The sequence below is a fragment of the Streptomyces scopuliridis RB72 genome (assembly GCF_000718095.1).
GTDB classification, from domain to species: Bacteria; Actinomycetota; Actinomycetes; order Streptomycetales; family Streptomycetaceae; genus Streptomyces; species Streptomyces scopuliridis.
The window spans coordinates 72,210-87,924 of the sequence record NZ_JOEI01000016.1 but is presented as its reverse complement, the minus strand read 5'-3'; the positions used below and the strand labels follow the sequence as shown (position 1 = coordinate 87,924).

Annotated in this window: 14 protein-coding genes; 3 read left to right on the top strand and 11 right to left on the bottom strand. The window is 70.3% G+C overall.

The window, feature by feature from the left end:
• Nucleotides 1-117 precede the first annotated feature (117 nt).
• From IF11_RS0121070 to IF11_RS0121050, 5 genes are all read right to left on the bottom strand, one after another.
• Complete coding sequence (locus IF11_RS0121070; RefSeq protein ID WP_030353225.1) at nucleotides 118-1,176, bottom strand: aspartate-semialdehyde dehydrogenase; 1,059 nt, start codon at nucleotides 1,174-1,176, stop codon at nucleotides 118-120.
• Nucleotides 1,177-1,210: 34 nt separating this feature from the next.
• Nucleotides 1,211-2,482, bottom strand: a complete 1,272-nt coding sequence (locus tag IF11_RS0121065) for an aspartate kinase (RefSeq protein ID WP_030353224.1) — start codon at nucleotides 2,480-2,482, stop codon at nucleotides 1,211-1,213.
• A gap of 234 nt (nucleotides 2,483-2,716) precedes the next feature.
• Nucleotides 2,717-3,385, bottom strand: a complete 669-nt coding sequence (locus IF11_RS0121060) for a DUF5063 domain-containing protein (RefSeq protein ID WP_030353223.1) — start codon at nucleotides 3,383-3,385, stop codon at nucleotides 2,717-2,719.
• Entirely contained in the window at nucleotides 3,378-3,977 is a 600-nt protein-coding gene (recR, locus tag IF11_RS0121055) for a recombination mediator RecR (protein ID WP_030353222.1), read from the bottom strand. The genes IF11_RS0121060 and recR overlap by 8 nt, the downstream gene beginning before the upstream one ends.
• A 54-nt stretch (nucleotides 3,978-4,031) precedes the next feature.
• Nucleotides 4,032-4,367: a YbaB/EbfC family nucleoid-associated protein gene (locus IF11_RS0121050; protein ID WP_078490815.1), complete on the bottom strand. Its 336-nt coding sequence runs from the start codon at nucleotides 4,365-4,367 to the stop codon at nucleotides 4,032-4,034.
• A 358-nt stretch (nucleotides 4,368-4,725) separates the two neighbouring features.
• Between IF11_RS0121050 and IF11_RS0121045 the strand changes: the two genes are divergently transcribed.
• Entirely contained in the window at nucleotides 4,726-5,496 is a 771-nt protein-coding gene (locus IF11_RS0121045; RefSeq protein WP_030353220.1) for an SLATT domain-containing protein, read from the top strand.
• A gap of 57 nt (nucleotides 5,497-5,553) precedes the next feature.
• Here the strand turns inward: IF11_RS0121045 and IF11_RS0121040 are convergent, their stop codons facing one another.
• The 5 genes from IF11_RS0121040 to IF11_RS0121020 all read right to left on the bottom strand — a co-directional run bounded on the left by IF11_RS0121040 (nucleotide 5,554) and on the right by IF11_RS0121020 (nucleotide 12,252).
• Complete coding sequence (locus tag IF11_RS0121040) at nucleotides 5,554-6,204, bottom strand: hypothetical protein (protein ID WP_030353219.1); 651 nt, start codon at nucleotides 6,202-6,204, stop codon at nucleotides 5,554-5,556.
• A 168-nt stretch (nucleotides 6,205-6,372) separates the two neighbouring features.
• Nucleotides 6,373-8,904, bottom strand: a complete 2,532-nt coding sequence (locus IF11_RS0121035; RefSeq protein ID WP_051746103.1) for a dolichyl-phosphate beta-glucosyltransferase — start codon at nucleotides 8,902-8,904, stop codon at nucleotides 6,373-6,375.
• Nucleotides 8,905-8,945: 41 nt separating this feature from the next.
• A complete protein-coding gene (locus tag IF11_RS0121030) occupies nucleotides 8,946-9,629 on the bottom strand; it encodes a GntR family transcriptional regulator (protein ID WP_030353217.1) in 684 nt (227 codons plus the stop codon).
• A 134-nt stretch (nucleotides 9,630-9,763) separates the two neighbouring features.
• Nucleotides 9,764-11,155 carry an aspartate aminotransferase family protein gene (locus IF11_RS0121025; protein WP_030353216.1) on the bottom strand — a complete coding sequence of 464 codons (1,392 nt, stop codon included), beginning with the start codon at nucleotides 11,153-11,155 and terminating at the stop codon, nucleotides 9,764-9,766.
• Nucleotides 11,156-11,262: 107 nt separating this feature from the next.
• The gene (locus tag IF11_RS0121020) at nucleotides 11,263-12,252 is read right to left on the bottom strand and encodes a GlxA family transcriptional regulator (RefSeq protein ID WP_051746102.1); all 990 of its coding nucleotides are present in this window, start codon (nucleotides 12,250-12,252) and stop codon (nucleotides 11,263-11,265) included.
• A gap of 139 nt (nucleotides 12,253-12,391) precedes the next feature.
• Here IF11_RS0121020 and IF11_RS0121015 point away from each other — a divergent pair, with 139 nt between their 5' ends.
• Nucleotides 12,392-13,045 carry an HD domain-containing protein gene (locus IF11_RS0121015; protein ID WP_030353214.1) on the top strand — a complete coding sequence of 218 codons (654 nt, stop codon included), beginning with the start codon at nucleotides 12,392-12,394 and terminating at the stop codon, nucleotides 13,043-13,045.
• Nucleotides 13,046-13,170: 125 nt separating this feature from the next.
• Nucleotides 13,171-15,108 carry a serine/threonine-protein kinase gene (locus IF11_RS0121010; protein WP_030353213.1) on the top strand — a complete coding sequence of 646 codons (1,938 nt, stop codon included), beginning with the start codon at nucleotides 13,171-13,173 and terminating at the stop codon, nucleotides 15,106-15,108.
• Here IF11_RS0121010 and IF11_RS0121005 read toward each other — a convergent pair.
• A complete protein-coding gene (locus tag IF11_RS0121005) occupies nucleotides 15,105-15,590 on the bottom strand; it encodes a hypothetical protein (protein WP_051746101.1) in 486 nt (161 codons plus the stop codon). The two genes, IF11_RS0121010 and IF11_RS0121005, sit on opposite strands and share 4 nt — an antisense overlap.
• Between the last annotated feature and the right edge of the window lie 125 nt (nucleotides 15,591-15,715).

Below are 15,715 nucleotides of genomic sequence, written 5' to 3'. Positions count from 1 at the left end.
AGAGCTCTCGCAGAAAGACGGATGCGCATCGTCGAACACGACAACGTCCCAGTTCAAGAGGCATAGAGCGCAGAACTGCCCACAGGACGTTCACAGATTCTACAAAGCTTTACTGATCTATGGCTTCCTGATTTCACCGGCAACGGCCTCGGCGATCTGAGCCGTGTTCAGCGCGGCGCCCTTGCGGAGATTGTCGCCGCAGACGAACAGCTCCAGCGCCCGGGGGTCGTCCAGCGACCTCCGTACCCGCCCCACCCAGGTCGGATCCGTCCCCACCACATCGGCGGGCGTGGGGAAATCGCCCGCCCCGGGGTTGTCGAACAGCACCACACCCGGCTGGGTGGCCAGGATCTCGTGCGCCCGGCCGACCGTGATCTCCTGCTCGAACCGCGCGTGCACGGCGAGGGAGTGGCCGGTGATCACCGGCACCCGGACACAGGTCGCCGACACCCGCAGCGTCGGCAGGTCCAGGATCTTCCTGGTCTCCTCGCGGATCGCCATCTCCTCCGAGGACCAGCCGCCCTCCAGCGCCGACCCGGACCACGGCACGACATTCAGCGCCAGCGGGGCGGGGAAGGGGCCGGTGGCATCGCCCACCGCGCGGCGCACATCGCCGGGGCGCGTGCCCAGCTCCGTACCCGCGACCAGGGAGAGCTGTTCGCGCAGCGCGCTGACGCCGTCCTGCCCCGCGGCGCTGACCGCCTGGTACGAGGAGACCATCAGCTCGCGCACCCCGAACTCGGCGTGCAGCGCGCCCACCGCCACGATCATCGAGAGCGTGGCGCACCCCGGACTCGCGACGATGCCGCGCGGACGGGCCCGAACGGCATGGGGGTTGAGCTCGGGCACGACCAGCGGTACGTCGGGATCCATCCGGAACGCGGCCGAATTGTCCACGACGACGGCGCCCTTGGCCGCGGCGATCGGTGCCCACTGGGTGGACACCTCGTCCGGTACGAGGAACAGCGCCACGTCCACACCGTCGAGAGCCGCCTCGGAGAGCGCGACGACCTCGGTCGCCTCACCGCGTACGGACAGCTTGCCGCCGTCCGTACGCGAGGAGGCGATCAGCCTGATGTCGCCCCAGACGTCGGCGTGCTGCGACAGGATCTGGAGCATCACGGCGCCGACGGCCCCGGTCGCACCCACGACCGCGAGCGTCGGCCCGCCGTTCATCGCGCGGCGCTCCGCACGGCGCCACGGGGCGCGTTCATCGTCCCGTGCCTCCGTAGACCACGGCCTCGTCGGAGTCGCTGTCGAGACCGAAGGCGGTGTGCACGGCGCGTACCGCCTCGGTGACCTCGTCCGCGCGGGTGACCACCGAGATACGGATCTCGGATGTCGAGATCAGCTCGATGTTCACGCCCGCGTCCGAGAGCGCCTCGAAGAATCCGGCGGTGACGCCCGGGTTGGTCTTCATGCCGGCGCCGACGAGCGAGATCTTGGCGATCTGGTCGTCGTAGCGCAGCGACTCGAAGCCGATCGTCGGCTTCGTCTTCTCCAGCGCGTCGATCGCCTTGCGGCCCTCGGTCTTCGGCAGCGTGAAGGAGATGTCGGTCAGACCGGTCGACGCGGCGGAGACGTTCTGCACGATCATGTCGATATTGATCTGGTTGTCGGCGATGGCGCGGAAGATCGTCGCGGCCTCGCCGGGCTTGTCGGGGACACCGACGACCGTGATCTTCGCCTCTGAGGTGTCATGGGCGACACCGGAGATGATGGCCTGCTCCACCTTGCGGTCCCCTTGCGGTTCGTTGCTGACCCATGTGCCCTGAAGCCCCGAGAAGGAGGAGCGGACATGGATCGGGATGTTGTAACGGCGTGCGTACTCGACGCACCGGTGCAGCAGCACCTTGGAACCGGAGCTGGCGAGCTCCAGCATGTCCTCGAAGGAGATCCAGTCGATCTTCCGGGCCTTCGTCACGACCCGGGGGTCCGCGGTGAAGACACCGTCCACATCGGTGTAGATCTCGCACACCTCGGCCTCCAGCGCCGCCGCGAGCGCGACAGCGGTGGTGTCCGAGCCGCCACGGCCCAGCGTAGTGATGTCCTTCTTGTCCTGGGACACCCCCTGGAACCCGGCGACGATGGCGATATTGCCCTCGTCGAGCGCCGTACGGATCCGGCCCGGCGTGACATCGATGATGCGCGCTTTGTTGTGGACCGAGTCGGTGATGACGCCCGCCTGGCTGCCGGTGAACGACTGGGCCTCGTGGCCCAGGTTTTTGATCGCCATCGCCAGCAGGGCCATGGAGATCCGCTCTCCGGCGGTCAGCAGCATGTCGAACTCACGCCCGGCGGGGATGGGGGATACCTGCCCGGCGAGATCGATCAACTCGTCCGTCGTGTCACCCATCGCCGACACCACGACGACCACTTGGTGGCCGTTCTTCTTGGCATCGACGATCCGCTTGGCGACCCGCTTGATGCCCTCGGCATCGGCTACGGAGGAGCCTCCGTACTTCTGCACGACAAGGCCCACGTGCGCTCCTCGCTCAGTCCATAGTCACTGTCGGCTCAGTTTAACGAGCGACCGCCCGGCGTCCCGGCTATACCACATCGTGAGATGTCCCGCCCACTCCGTGATCACCTTGAGACGGTTACGGCCGCTCGGTGTGCATGCATGCCCCCAATGGCGCGGTACACGCGGAAACGTGGCCCACGTCACGGAGCCTTGCCCGCTCACGTCACCTGAGTCACACCCGAGCCATGCGCGTCACCTGAGCGTGCGCATGCCCAGCGGGGTCGCGATCTCCTCCGCCATCACCCTGCCGGCCTCCTCCGCCAGGACGTCCTCGGCCTCCTCGGTCAGGCCCTGGTCGGTGTCGAGACCGTCCAGGGCCGGAAGCGGCTGGTCCAGGCGTACGTGGGCGACCAGGGACTGAAGCGCGCGGAGCGTGGCGGAGGCGGTGGAACCCCAGCTGGAGAAGTACGAGAACTGCCACCACCACAGCGCCTCGGTCGTCCGGCCCGCGCGGTAGTGGGCCAGACCGTGGCGCAGATCCGTCACCACACCGGCGATGTCGTCGGAGATACGGGACGGCACGGGCGCCTTGCGCGGTTCGTACGGGTCGAAGACCTCGGAGTAGACATCGATCGGCTCAAGGATCACGGCGAAGCGCTCGCGCAGGTCGTCGACGTCCGGCTCGGGGCCGAGATCGGGCTCGTACCGCTCGTCGGGAAGGATGTCCTCATGGGCGCCCAGCCGGCCGCCGGCCAGCATGAGCTGGGAGAACTCCAGCAGCAGGAACGGTACGGCGCTGTCCGGTTCATCACCTTTCGCCACTTCCGTGACGGCGACGATGAAGCTCTCGATCTGGTCGGCGATCTGGACCGCGAAGTCGTCCGGATCCTGATTGACGGCATGCAGCGTTGCGTCAGACATCGAGAAGTCGTCTCCCCTCGAAGGCACGCCCGAGCGTGACCTCGTCGGCATATTCCAGGTCGCCCCCCACGGGCAGACCGCTGGCCAGGCGCGTGACCTTCAGGCCCATCGGCTTGATCATGCGGGCGAGGTACGTGGCCGTGGCCTCGCCCTCCAGGTTGGGGTCGGTCGCCAGGATCAGTTCGGTGACCGTACCGTCGGCGAGACGGGTCAGCAGCTCACGGATCCGCAGGTCATCGGGGCCCACACCCTCGATGGGGCTGATCGCGCCGCCGAGCACGTGGTACTTGCCGCGGAACTCGCGGGTGCGCTCGATGGCGACGACGTCCTTCGGCTCCTCCACGACACAGATCACCGTCACATCGCGGCGCGCGTCACGGCAGATCCCGCAGCGCTCCTCCTGCGCGACATTGCCGCACACGGCGCAGAACCGGACCTTGTCCTTGACCTCAAGGAGGGCATGGGCGAGACGGCGGACATCGGTCGGCTCGGCCTGGAGGATATGGAAAGCGATCCGCTGCGCGCTCTTGGGACCGACGCCGGGCAGCCTGCCCAGCTCGTCGATCAGTTCCTGGACCACGCCTTCGTACAACGGATTGCCTTCCCTACTGCGGTGAGTACGTACGCTAGTTGGTGTCAGCGCCGGTTAGAAGGGCAGACCCGGCATCCCGCCGAGTCCCTGCGCCAGCGGACCCAGCTTCTCCTGCTGGAGCTGCTGCGCGTTGTCGTTCGCCGCGTGCACGGCCGCCACGACGAGATCCGCGAGGGTCTCCGTGTCCTCGGGGTCGACGGCCTTCGGGTCGATGACCAGAGCACGCAGCTCACCGGAGCCGTTGACCGTGGCCTTCACGAGACCACCGCCCGCCTGCCCCTCGACCTCGGCGTCCGCCAGCTCCTCCTGCGCCCGCGCGAGGTCCTGCTGCATCTTCTGGGCCTGCTGGAGCAGCTCTTGCATATTGGGCTGACCACCACCGGGAATCACAGTCACTCCTGGCATCTCGACGACGAGTTACTGGACGAGTTGTCCGTAAGGCGAGCCTACGTGGTCCCCGGGCGGCTCGCCCTACCCCGCCGGAACGAACCCCAAGCGAACTCTTTCGAGTGAGAGCGTCCCCGCTCCTCTACCTGATCACGGCGCCCACGTGGAAGGAAATGCCGGGATTTCGAGCACACAGCCCACCATTTGGCGGTAGGAAGTGCATGCGCGTCAACAGGCGCATCGACAGGCCCTGGGCGGTACGCGCGCACACCGACCGTCACGCAGAGTCACAGCAGGCAGTACCGCAGACCTACCGCAGACCTACCGCAGACCGCAGAGCAGACCGTAGAGGAGTACCCAGGTGAGCCAGCCGGAGATGCAGCCCGGAGGCCCCGCCCGGGAGGAGGGGCCTCCGTCCGGGGAGACCACCGGCGAGGACGAGAGCGGCCCGCCGCCCTACGGCGATCTGACCGGGGGCCCGTTCCCGCTCGGGGACTGGGGGGAGCCCGCGGAGCGGCTCGACGAGCTCTACCGCTGGGTCGAGACGGGGGCGCTGCGCACGGTCGACTGGTATCTCGCCGACCGGGTACGCAAGCGGCGCGCCGCCCGCGCCCTGCGGGCGGCCACGGCCGTCGCGGTGACGGCGGGCGCGGCGCTGCCGCTGCTGGATCTGACGGACGCGCTGACCGGAGCCGCGGGGTGGGGATATCTCTCGCTGCTGCTGGGCGCGGCCTGCGTGGGGTGCGACCGGTACCTCGGGCTGACGTCCGGCTGGATGCGGGCGGTCGCGACGGCGCAGGCGGTGCAGCGCAGACTCCAGACGTTCCAGTTCGACTGGGCGTCGGAGTGCGTACGGGAGGTCCTCGGCCCGACCGAGGGCACGGCCAGCGAGGCGGCGGAGCGCTGCCTCGGCGTCCTGCGGCGGTTCACGGAGGACGTGACGGAGCTGGTACGGGCGGAGACGGCGGACTGGATGGTCGAGTTCCGCTCGGGCCCCGCGCCGCTGATGATGCAGTCGGTGCCGATGGGCGGGGCGCGCGGGGAGGGCGTCGTACCGCCCCCGGGACGTTTCCCGCTCCCGCCGGGCACCCGCCCGAACATGCCGAGGCAGCGGCCGCCCGAAGCGCGGTGAGGGAAGCGGTCGGAGGTCGGCTCTCGCCGGCCCCCGACCCTTATGCTCTTCCGTTCTTCAGCTGAAGATGATCATCGAGCCCTGGCCCAGGCTCCTGGTGGCCGCCGCGTGCAGGCCGAGCCACACATGGCGCTCCCGGGCGAACGGGCTGTCGTCGTACGGGATCGAGGTCGCCGGTTCCTCCAAGGACGTGGGGCGGGCCGGCGGGGCGGGGGCGGACGGGGGGTTGGCCGGATCGATACCGATCGCCGGGCCGACGATCTCCAGCTCCCGCAGCAGACCCTGCGTGGAGCCCAGCGGGCCGCCGCCCGCGAGGAGTTCCTCGTTCGAGAGGGGCGCGTCGTAGTCCACCGGGACATACGCGCCCGCGTGGTCGTAGTGCCAGACCAGATGCGACTGCTGGGCCGTCGACTCGAACATCTCCAGCAACTGCTCGTAGTCACCGCCCAGTTCACCGACCGGCGTCACCGCGAGGCCGCAGAGCTGGAGCAGATACGCGCGCCGCAGGAAGTGCAGCGCGTCGTAGTCGAAGCCGGCGACCGGGGCGACATCCCCCGAGAGGCCCGGCATATAGGCGAAGACGGGAACGGACGGCAGCCCGGCAGCACCGAGCGCCTTGTCGTAGACGGCGATCTCTTCGGCGAAGGGGTTGTCGGGGCTGTGGCACAGCACATCGACGAGGGGGACCAACCACAGGTCACAGGCCAAGGGAGGCTCGCTCTCCAACGGGTTCGTACGCGGGGCGCGCGATGGTCGCGACGGTCGGGACAGCGTAATGCGGAGGGCACGTTCAGCGAAGAGGCCGGGTCGACGGGGACTGGTATGCAGGGGGTATGACGGGGTATCACAGGATAGGCAGGGGTGCCTGCGGAGACATCATCCCGTGGGCGGCAGATCCCAGATCCATGCCCCGCCCACTCGCTTCCCCGGCCCCCCGAGCAGCTTCTCCAGCGTCTCGTACAGCGCCGCGTCATTGGGCTGCGGCCCCAGCACCACCACCCCCGCCTTCCAGAACGCCAGGTCGAAGCGGGCCTGCGCGCGCCATTTGGCGTCGATGACCGGGACTTGGCCGCTGTAGCGGACATCGCGCAGCAGATTCGAGGTGTAGCGGGCGGGCGCCCCGTAGATCCCCATCCGCTCCTCGCCCCACGGCCCGTTGAAGTACCCGCCGGGCACCGAGAAACCGAGGCCGCTCGCCGACTGCCAGTGCAGGGCCTCCGCGTTGCCGGGGTCCGGCACCGGTACGGGCACCACGGTCTCGCCCTCGCCGACGTACCGGCGGTACGTGCCGTCCGCGATGAACGCCGGGACGTCCGGGCGCTCCCGTACCGGCAGCGGCGTCGGGACGATCGGCAGCAGAGCCGCGGCCAGTGCCGCGTACGCCACGAGCCGTAGCCTGCGCCGCTGTTCCAGCGCCGCCCCGCCGAGCATGAGGCCCAACTCCTCGGCGCGCCGGTCTGCGAGCCGGTCCGCCGCCAGCGCCACCAGCGCGCCCAGCGCGGGCGCGCAGATCATCGCCACCCGCGACTCGATGACCGACTCGAAGAGCGGCTGATGGGCCAGGATCCGCCAGGGGCCCGTCAGCACCACGTCCGTGAACGGGATACGTATCTTCGGCCCCAGCGAGAGCAGCGCGGCCGCCGCAGCCGTGAACGCCAGCGCCCTGACTACCGCGGCCCGCCACAGCCACAGTCCGATCCCGAACGCCAGGGCGATCAGCGGCCAGCCGTAGAAGGCGTTCTGCTCGGTACGGTTCATCGCGAGCCTGTCGGCCGTCGCCTCGTCACCGAACAGCGAGCGCCCCGAGTACTGGAGGAAGGAGAGCGGACTGTTGCCCGCGCCGTCGCCGTGCAGCACGCTGTGGTAGCTCTGCGGCCCGAAGAACTGCCAGTACAGCGGGACCGCGACCAGCGGCAGACACACCATCAGCGCCCACCCGAGCCCGCGCAGCAGCGGGCGCACCGCCGCCCGCGCGCGCTCGCGGTCCACCGCGGCGTACGCGAGCGCGAAGAGCAGCGTGCCCATCACGGCGAGCAGCAGCGGTTCCTCGCCGAGGAAGATCTGATACGTCGCGAAGAGCCCGAGCAGCACCCCGTCCCGGACCACGCGCCGACCCTCGCAGAGCCGCAGCGCCCGGTCGATGATCACCGGAATCATGAACAGGACGAGGAAGTTGGGGTGCGCGTTGGCGTGCGACATCATCGGCGGCGCGAAGGCCGCGAGGGCCGCGCCGAGCGCCGCCGCCCACCGGCCGCGGACGAGCCGGCGCGCGAACAGCCAGTACCAGGCGAGCGCCGTGGCCGCGAGACCGAGCGTGAGGACGAGCGCCCAGGTGACGGTCGGCCCGAAGGCGAGCGTGACGGGGGTGAGCGGGACGGAGAGCCCGAGCATGACGGTGTTCGCCATCAGGTTCACGCCGTCGGGGAAGTTCTGGAGGGTCGTGAACAGCGGATTGCGCAGGTGCGTGACGTTGTCGGCGGTGACCCGGAAGAACCACTCCCACTGGTTCTGGTCGGAGCCCGCGTCGGCGAGATAGGCGTGGTCGAGGTCGGCCCACAGCCCCTTGTAGAGGAAGAAGGAGGCGAGGAGGAAGAGCCCGCCGACGATCAGGTCCGTACGGCGGCGATGGCCGGGGTACGCGGGGGATCGAGTGCCGGGAGCACCCCCCGCCGCCCTGAGCCGTACCAGCTCCAGCAGCACCCTGCCGTAGTCCAGCGGCCTCACCTTGGAGCCCGGCTGATGCGCCCAGCGCACCGGCACCTCCGTCACCGGCCACCCCGACCGCCGGAAGAACCGCAGGATCTCGACGTCTATCCCCCAGCCGTCCAGCCGGGAGCCGGCGAAGGCGGCCCGCGCCCGCTCGCCGTCGAAGAGTTTGAAGCCGCACTGCGTGTCGGCTATGCCGTCGACCGCGACCAGCCGGATCAGCCGGTTGCCGAGCCGGCCCAGCCACTCGCGCAGCGCCAGCTGACGTACCTCGATCCGCGCGTCGGGATGCGCGCGCGAGCCGATCGCCGCGCCGCCGCCGTCGGCCGTGAGCTGCTTGTCCAGCCGGTCCAGTTCATCGATCGGGGTCGCGAGGTCCGCGTCGGTCAGCAGCACGCGCCGGCCGTTCGAGGCCAGCACGCCCCGGCGCAGGGCATGGCCCTTGCCGTGGTTGCCGCCGCCCGTCACCACCCGGACGCGCGGCTCGCCCGCCGCGGCCTCGGCGGCGACCGCGGCCGTACCGTCCGTCGAGCCGTCGTCCACGACGATCAGCTCCCACGTACCCCAGCGGTCCGGGTCCGCGCGCAGATGGGCGCGGATGGCGTCCAGGGTGGGGCGCAGCCGCCGCTCCTCGTTGTACGCGGGGATGACGACGGACAGATCGACGCCCGCCACGTCCGACGGATTCGCCACGTCCGCCATGTCACCTGTACCCACTCGTGGAGCCCTCGCTATGTCGCCGGTCACCGCTGAGAACTCTCCAGCCTGTCCGCCCACGCGAGCGAGTGGTTGTCGTACTCACCGATCACGGCGCGCACCGCCGGCGCGTCACCGAGGGTCAGCGCGTCGACCAGCCGCTCGTGCCCGCCCCACAGCCGCTTGCGGACCTCCGGGTCCGCGCGCAGGAATGGCACGGAGAACACCCACGCCTGGACGCGCAGCCGGTTCAGGAAGTCCGCGACATACGGGTTGGCCACCAGCGCGCACAACTCGCGCCAGAACCGCAGGTCGTAGCCGATGAGAATGGTCAGATCCCCGCTCCTGGCCGCACGCGCCGCTTCCTCGGCTCGGCGTCGTACGGACACCAGCACCGCGCCGTGCGCCCTGGCCGCCAGATGCTCGCCCTCCAGCCTGCGGAAGACGGCGTCCACGATCAGCGAGCGCGCGTCGACCATCCGCCGGAAGTCGTCCACGGAGAACTGATGGACGCGGAAGCCGCGGTGCTGGTCGGAGTCGAGCAGATCCTGCGCGGAGAGATCGACCAGCGCTTCCCTCACCGGAGTCGCGGAGACTCCGTACTGCTCGGCGATCTGCTTGACGGTGAACTCCTGGCCCGGCAGTAAACGCCCCGCGAGCACCTCGTCACGCAACGCGTCCGCGATCTGCTGCCGCAAGGTATTGCGGGTCACAGCTCCGCTGGCGGGCATGGTTTTCCGTCCCCTCGTCCGGCTTGGGACACCTTAAGCCAGGTGACGCGGGGGTTCTGGGAGCCAGGTGACGCGGGGGTCCGGGGCGGGCAGGCCGGACCCGCCCGCCCCCGCCGTCAGGGCCGCCCGTCGGGCTACGCCGTGTGCTCGTCCGCGACCGTCAGCGCCAGGTCCAGGACCGCCAGCCCCTCCTTCGCCTCCGCCTCGGTGATGTTGCAGGCCGGCACCGCGTGCGTACGGTTCATGTTCACGAAGGGCCACAGACCGTTCTTCTTGCAGGCCGCGGCGAAGGCGGCCATGGGCGCGTTCGCCTCGCCCGACGCGTTGTACGGCACCAGCGGCTCGCGCGTCTCCCTGTCCTTGACCAGGTCGAGCGCCCAGAAGACCCCCGTACCGCGCACCTCACCGACCGACGGATGCCGGGCCGCCAGATCGCGCAGCCCCGGGCCGAGGATCGTCTCGCCGATGTGCGCGGCGTGCTCGACGACCTTCTCGTCCGCCATCACCCCGATCGTGGCGACTGCGGCGGCACAGGCCAGCGGATGACCGGAGTAGGTCAGTCCGCCGGGGTACGGACGGCTCGCGAAGGTCTCGGCGATCGCGCCCGAGATGGCGACTCCGCCGAGCGGTACGTACCCCGAGTTGACGCCCTTGGCGAAGGTCAGCAGATCCGGCACCACGTCGAAGTGCTCGGCGGCGAACCACTTGCCCGTACGGCCGAAGCCCGCCATCACCTCGTCCAGTACGAAGACGATGCCGTGCCGGTCGCAGATCTCGCGGACACCCGCCAGATAGCCGGGCGGCGGCGTCATGATGCCGGCCGTGCCCGGGATCGTCTCCAGGATGATCGCGGCGATGGTCGCCGGACCCTCGAAGGCGATCGTCGCTTCGAGATGCTCCAGCGCGCGGGCGCACTCCTCGGCCTCCGTCGAGGCGTAGAACGGCGACCGGTAGAGGAACGGCGCCCAGAACCGCACCACGCCGGACGTACCGCTGTCGGACGCCCAGCGGCGCGGGTCGCCGGTCAGATTGATCGCGGTGGACGTACCGCCGTGGTACGAGCGGTACGCGGAGAGCACCTTGGGACGGCCGGTGTGCAGCCGGGCCATCCGGACGGCGTTCTCGACGGCCTCGGCGCCGCCGTTGGTGAAGAAGATCTTGTCGAGATCGCCCGGGGTGCGCTCGGCGATGAGGCGTGCGGCCTCGGAGCGCACATCGATGGCGAAGGCGGGCGCGAAGGTGGCGAGCCGGCCGGCCTGCTCCTGGATGGCCGCGACGACGGTGGGGTGCTGATAGCCGATGTTGGTGTAGACGAGGCCGCTGCTGAAGTCGAGATAGCGGTTGCCGTCGTAGTCCCAGAAGGAGGAACCCTCGGCGCCGGCGACGGCGAGCGGGTCGATCAGGCCCTGGGCTGACCAGGAGTGGAACACGTGCGCTCGGTCGGCGGCCTTCACCGCGGCACCGGACTGCGGGTCGGCACGGTCGACACGTTCCGCACGGTCGACATGGTCGGTATGAGGGGTCATGCGGCAAGGGTAGGGAGGTGCGGGAGCGGGGCGGTATCGCCACCTTGTATGGAGTCAGCCACTTTGGTCGGCATGCTGTCGGGGCTGTGGCTGAGTCGTATCTCGTTTCAGCTCGCTGGGGCGGTCGTCCGGAAACGCGACCGGTACGCCGACGGCGTCACACCCAGCTGCCGCAGGAAGACCCGCCGCAGCGACTCGTCACTGCCGAGCCCGCTGCGCCGCGCCGCGCCCGTCACCGTCTCCCCCGCCTCCAGCAGCGCCTTCGCCGCCTCCAGCCGTACGGACTCGATGTACGCCGCCGGTGTGCTGCCGACCTGCTCGTTGAAGAGCCGCGTCAGATGGCGCGCGCTCAGCCCGCCGCGCCGGGCCAGCGCGGGCAGCGAGTGGTCGGCCGCCGGATCGGCCGTCACCTCCCGCAGCAGCCCGCGCAGCCCGTCGTGGCGCGGGCTCGGCGTACGGGCGGCCACGGAGAACTGCGACTGCCCGCCCGGCCGCTGGAGGAAGACCACCAGATCGCGGGCGACCTCACGGGCCAGCTCCACCCCCTCGTCGTCCTCGACCAGCGCGAGCGCGAGGTCGATGCCCGCGGTGACCCCGGCCGAGGTGTACGTACGGCCGTCCCGTACGAAGATCGCGTCCGGGTCCACGGTGATGGCCGGATAGCGCCGGGCGAGGGCGGCCGCGTGCCGCCAGTGGGTGGTCGCGCGTCTGCCGTCCAGCAGCCCGGCGGCGGCCAGCGCGAAGGCGCCGGTGCAGACGGACGCGATACGGCGCGACCGCTCCCCGCCGGCCAGTTCGCCCACCGCGTCCAGGAGCCCGGCCGGCGGCGGGCGGTGCGGCAGATCGTCGGAGCCGGGGACGACGAGCGTGTGCGTCCGGCCGACCTCGGCCGCCGGCACGTCGGCGTGCAGCCGGGTGCCGGTGGAGGTGATCACGGGACCGCCGTCCGCCGAGCAGACCGCCGTGCTGTACGCGCCGCCGAGCCCGGCCGCCGTACCGAAGACCTCCAGCGGGGCGGCGACATCCATCAGCCGAACGCCGTCGTACACGAACACGGTGATGTTCCTGCGCTCTCCGGCGCGGTCTCCGGCCCTCATAACGGCAACGGTAGCCCGGATCCATGGCCATATGTATGGGGTGTGCGTCTGGATAGACATGGCGGGGACAGGGCGACCGGACTGAGAGTGGAAGGGGAGGCAGTGCCCCGAGAAGCTCCCCTCGCGAAAGGAATCCGCCATGTCAGCCTCAACCTCGGCCGACCGCATCGCCGGTATCCAGATCCCCGACAGCGCCCTCGTCAAGGAAGCCACCGAGCTGGTACGGGACACCACGAACGCCCTGCTGTACGACCACTCCCGCCGGGTCTTCCTCTTCGGCTCGCTCCAGGGACAGCGGCGCGGGCTCACGTACGACCCCGAGCTGCTCTACATCGGCGCGATGTTCCACGACCTCGGCCTGACCGAGAGCTACCGCGCCTCGCGGCAGCGCTTCGAACTCGACGGCGCCGACGCCGCCCGCGACTTCCTGCTGGGCCACGGGCTCTCGCAGGAGAGCGCGCGGATCGTCTGGACCGCGATCGCCCTGCACACGACGCCGGGGATCCCGTCCCACATGGAGCCCGAGGTGGCACTCGTCACGGCCGGGGTCGAGCTCGATGTGCTGGGGATGGGGCTGGACTCCGTACCGGACAAGGTGAGGGAGGAGGTCGTGGCGGCCCACCCGCGCCCGGACTTCAAGCGCCGGATCCTCCAGGCGTTCACGGAGGGGATCGAACACCGGCCGGAGACGGCCTTCGGCAATGTGAAGGCGGATGTGCTGGCGCGCTTCTCGCCCGGGTTCGTACGGACGGACTTCGTGGACGTGATCGAGAACTCGGCCTGGCCCGAGTGAGCGGAACGGAGCCTGTCGCTCCGGCGAACACCGGCCAGTAGAGGTTTCGTTCGGGGGAGACCGTGAGTTCGGCCGTGTCATGCGAGATGATCCGAGGCGTGACGACGGGGAGGGGCCGGCCGGCCATGGAAAAACTCGCAGCTGACGATCCGCAACGCATAGGCGCCTACCGGCTGCTGGCGCGCCTCGGCGCGGGCGGGATGGGCCAGGTCTATCTGGCGCGCTCCGACCGGGGCCGTACGGTCGCCGTCAAGCTCGTCCACCAGGAACTGGCCGAGCAGGAACAGTTCCGCAGCCGGTTCCGGCAGGAGGTCGCGGCGGCGCGACGGGTCGGCGGCACGTGGACGGCGCCGGTCCTCGACGCCGATACGGAGGCGCCGGTGCCCTGGCTGGCGACGGGATATGTCGCGGGCCCGTCGCTCCACACCGTCGTATCGGGCGGGCGCAGCGGCTCCGGGGACGCGGCCGGTGGCGGTCACGGTCCGCTGCCGGAACGTTCCGTTCGTATCCTCGCGTCGGGCCTCGCCCACGCGCTCCAGGACATCCACTCGGCGGGCCTCATCCACCGCGACCTGAAACCGTCCAACGTGCTGGTGACGATCGACGGGCCGCGCGTCATCGACTTCGGCATAGCCCGCGCGCTGGAGACGGTCGCCGACGAGAGTCTGACCCGGACGGGCTCGCTGATCGGCTCGCCCGGGTTCATGGCACCGGAGCAGGTACGGGGCGACCGCGTGACGGCGGCGTGCGATGTGTTCTGCCTGGGCTCGGTCCTGACGTACGCGGCGACGGGCCGGCTGCCGTTCGGCACGGCGGACACGGGTGTGCACGCGCTGATGTTCCGTATCGCGCAGGAGGAACCGGACCTGACCGGCCTGCCCGAGGGCCTGACCGAGCTCGTACGCGGCTGCCTGGAGAAGGACCCGGCCGCGCGGCCGACGACACGGGACGTACTGGCCCGGGTGGGCGAGGCGGCGGACTCGGGGGCGGGACCGGGCGGGGAACCGTGGCTGCCGGGCGGGCTGCTGGCCCAACTGGGTCGGCACGCGGTGGAGTTGCTGGAGCACGAGGATCCGACGGGCCAGATGCGGCGACCGGGGCCGGAGAAGGGGCCGGAGAAGGGACCGGAGGGATCGAAGTCGAGGCCGGAGGTGCCGTCGGAGCAGACGCTGCGGCTGGCGCCGACTCCGCCGGCTCCTGCCCCGACTCCGAAGCCGGCTCCGGTGGTTCCGGCCCCGGCCGCCAACCAAGCACCGGGACCGGGACCGGCACCGGCACCAGCACCAGCACCAGCACCAGCACCGCAACCGTACGGCTATCCGCAGCCGGGGTACGGACCGCTGCCGCCCCCTCCCCAGCAGTACTACGCCCAGCACCCACAGCCCCCGCAGCACCCACAGCACCATGCGCAGCAGCCCACGTCCTTCGGCCCCACCCCTCCGTACGGCATGGCCCCGACGTACGTCGCACCCTCGGAGCCCCAGCCCGCGCCGCGCAGCACCCGCGCCACGGTCGCGCTGATCGCCGTGGCGGTGGTCGTCGCGATCGGCGCGGGCGGTTCGGTGTACGCCTTCATGGACGGCGACGGCACGCAGGACGACAAGAACACGCGTGTCAGCGGCACCGCCGACCCGACACCCACGGCCGACGATCCGGCGGCCCCCTCGTCGAAACCGTCCCCCACCCCCTCCGACGAGACGACGAAGGAGGGCGAGGTGCCCACGAAGTATCTGGGCACCTGGACGGGCGGGCTGGAAACCGCCACGGGCCGCAGCACCCGCCGACTCGTCATCCAGCAGGGCAAGGTGGGCGACACGATCCTCTCCCTGACAGCGGACGGGCCGCCCGGCGACGGCACGTACCACTGCGTCTTCGAGGCCGCCTTGGCCTCGGCACCGTCCCCGGAAGAGCCACTGCGGATCGGCCCCTCCAAGGTCACCACCGGCCAGCCCATGTCCTCCTGCACCCCCGGCACCGCCACGGAGCTGACGATCCAGCCGGACGGCAACCTGCGCCGTGTGACGACGAGCGGCGAGTCCCTGACGTACGCCAAGGAGAACTAGCTGTCGCGGTCGTGAACGTCCAGCGTGGAGAGGCGGAAACCGATCGTCTCCAGGACGTCCCGGCCCGGCGGTTCGCTGAGGAGGGCGATCGAGGCGTTCAGCAGGAGCAGGGGGTGGACGAAGCGGTCGCGGGCCGTGGGCGGGAAGTACCAGGAAAGCGGCCACGTACGCCCCGACAGCGCGGGCACCGGTACGTAACTCACCGTATTCCGCGCCGAGTTGAACCGCTGCACGCCCGGCGGCCAGGAACGGTGGGCCGTACTTCCCGGCGGCAGCAGGAAATACATTCCCCGCCGCCCATTCGCCTCACTGACCACCGGCCCGGGTTCACCGCCGCAGAGCGCCTCCAGCATGTCGGCGAGACGGCGGCCGTCATCCGCGTCGACCCTCACGGCATCGAAACGGGCTCCCGCTTTACGAAGTTGGAATCCAGAGGCCGGAATCCAATCGATGTCACCTAATTGGCGAGTTGTCGCATCCATGGGGACATTCTGGTCCTCGCTGGCTAGCGTTTTCCATGTCTGCACGGGGTACGTCGGACAGGGGTTGACCTGCCCGAACGTCCTTTGCGGAAGGTGGAATTCCGTAAGTCTCGGTTGTGACCGGT

Bases quoted from the DNA above. Each gene is read 5' to 3' on its own strand.
- IF11_RS0121060 (WP_030353223.1), bottom strand. From the start codon at position 3,385: ATGTCTGACGCAACGCTGCATGCCGTCAATCAGGATCCGGACGACTTC.
- IF11_RS0121035 (WP_051746103.1), bottom strand. From the start codon at position 8,904: ATGGCGGACGTGGCGAATCCGTCGGACGTGGCGGGCGTCGATCTGTCC.
- IF11_RS0121025 (WP_030353216.1), bottom strand. From the start codon at position 11,155: ATGACCCCTCATACCGACCATGTCGACCGTGCGGAACGTGTCGACCGT.
- IF11_RS0121015 (WP_030353214.1), top strand. From the start codon at position 12,392: ATGTCAGCCTCAACCTCGGCCGACCGCATCGCCGGTATCCAGATCCCC.
- IF11_RS0121030 (WP_030353217.1), bottom strand. From the start codon at position 9,629: ATGCCCGCCAGCGGAGCTGTGACCCGCAATACCTTGCGGCAGCAGATC.
- IF11_RS0121005 (WP_051746101.1), bottom strand. From the start codon at position 15,590: ATGGATGCGACAACTCGCCAATTAGGTGACATCGATTGGATTCCGGCC.
- IF11_RS0121010 (WP_030353213.1), top strand. From the start codon at position 13,171: ATGGAAAAACTCGCAGCTGACGATCCGCAACGCATAGGCGCCTACCGG.
- IF11_RS0121070 (WP_030353225.1), bottom strand. From the start codon at position 1,176: ATGAACGGCGGGCCGACGCTCGCGGTCGTGGGTGCGACCGGGGCCGTC.
- IF11_RS0121020 (WP_051746102.1), bottom strand. From the start codon at position 12,252: ATGAGGGCCGGAGACCGCGCCGGAGAGCGCAGGAACATCACCGTGTTC.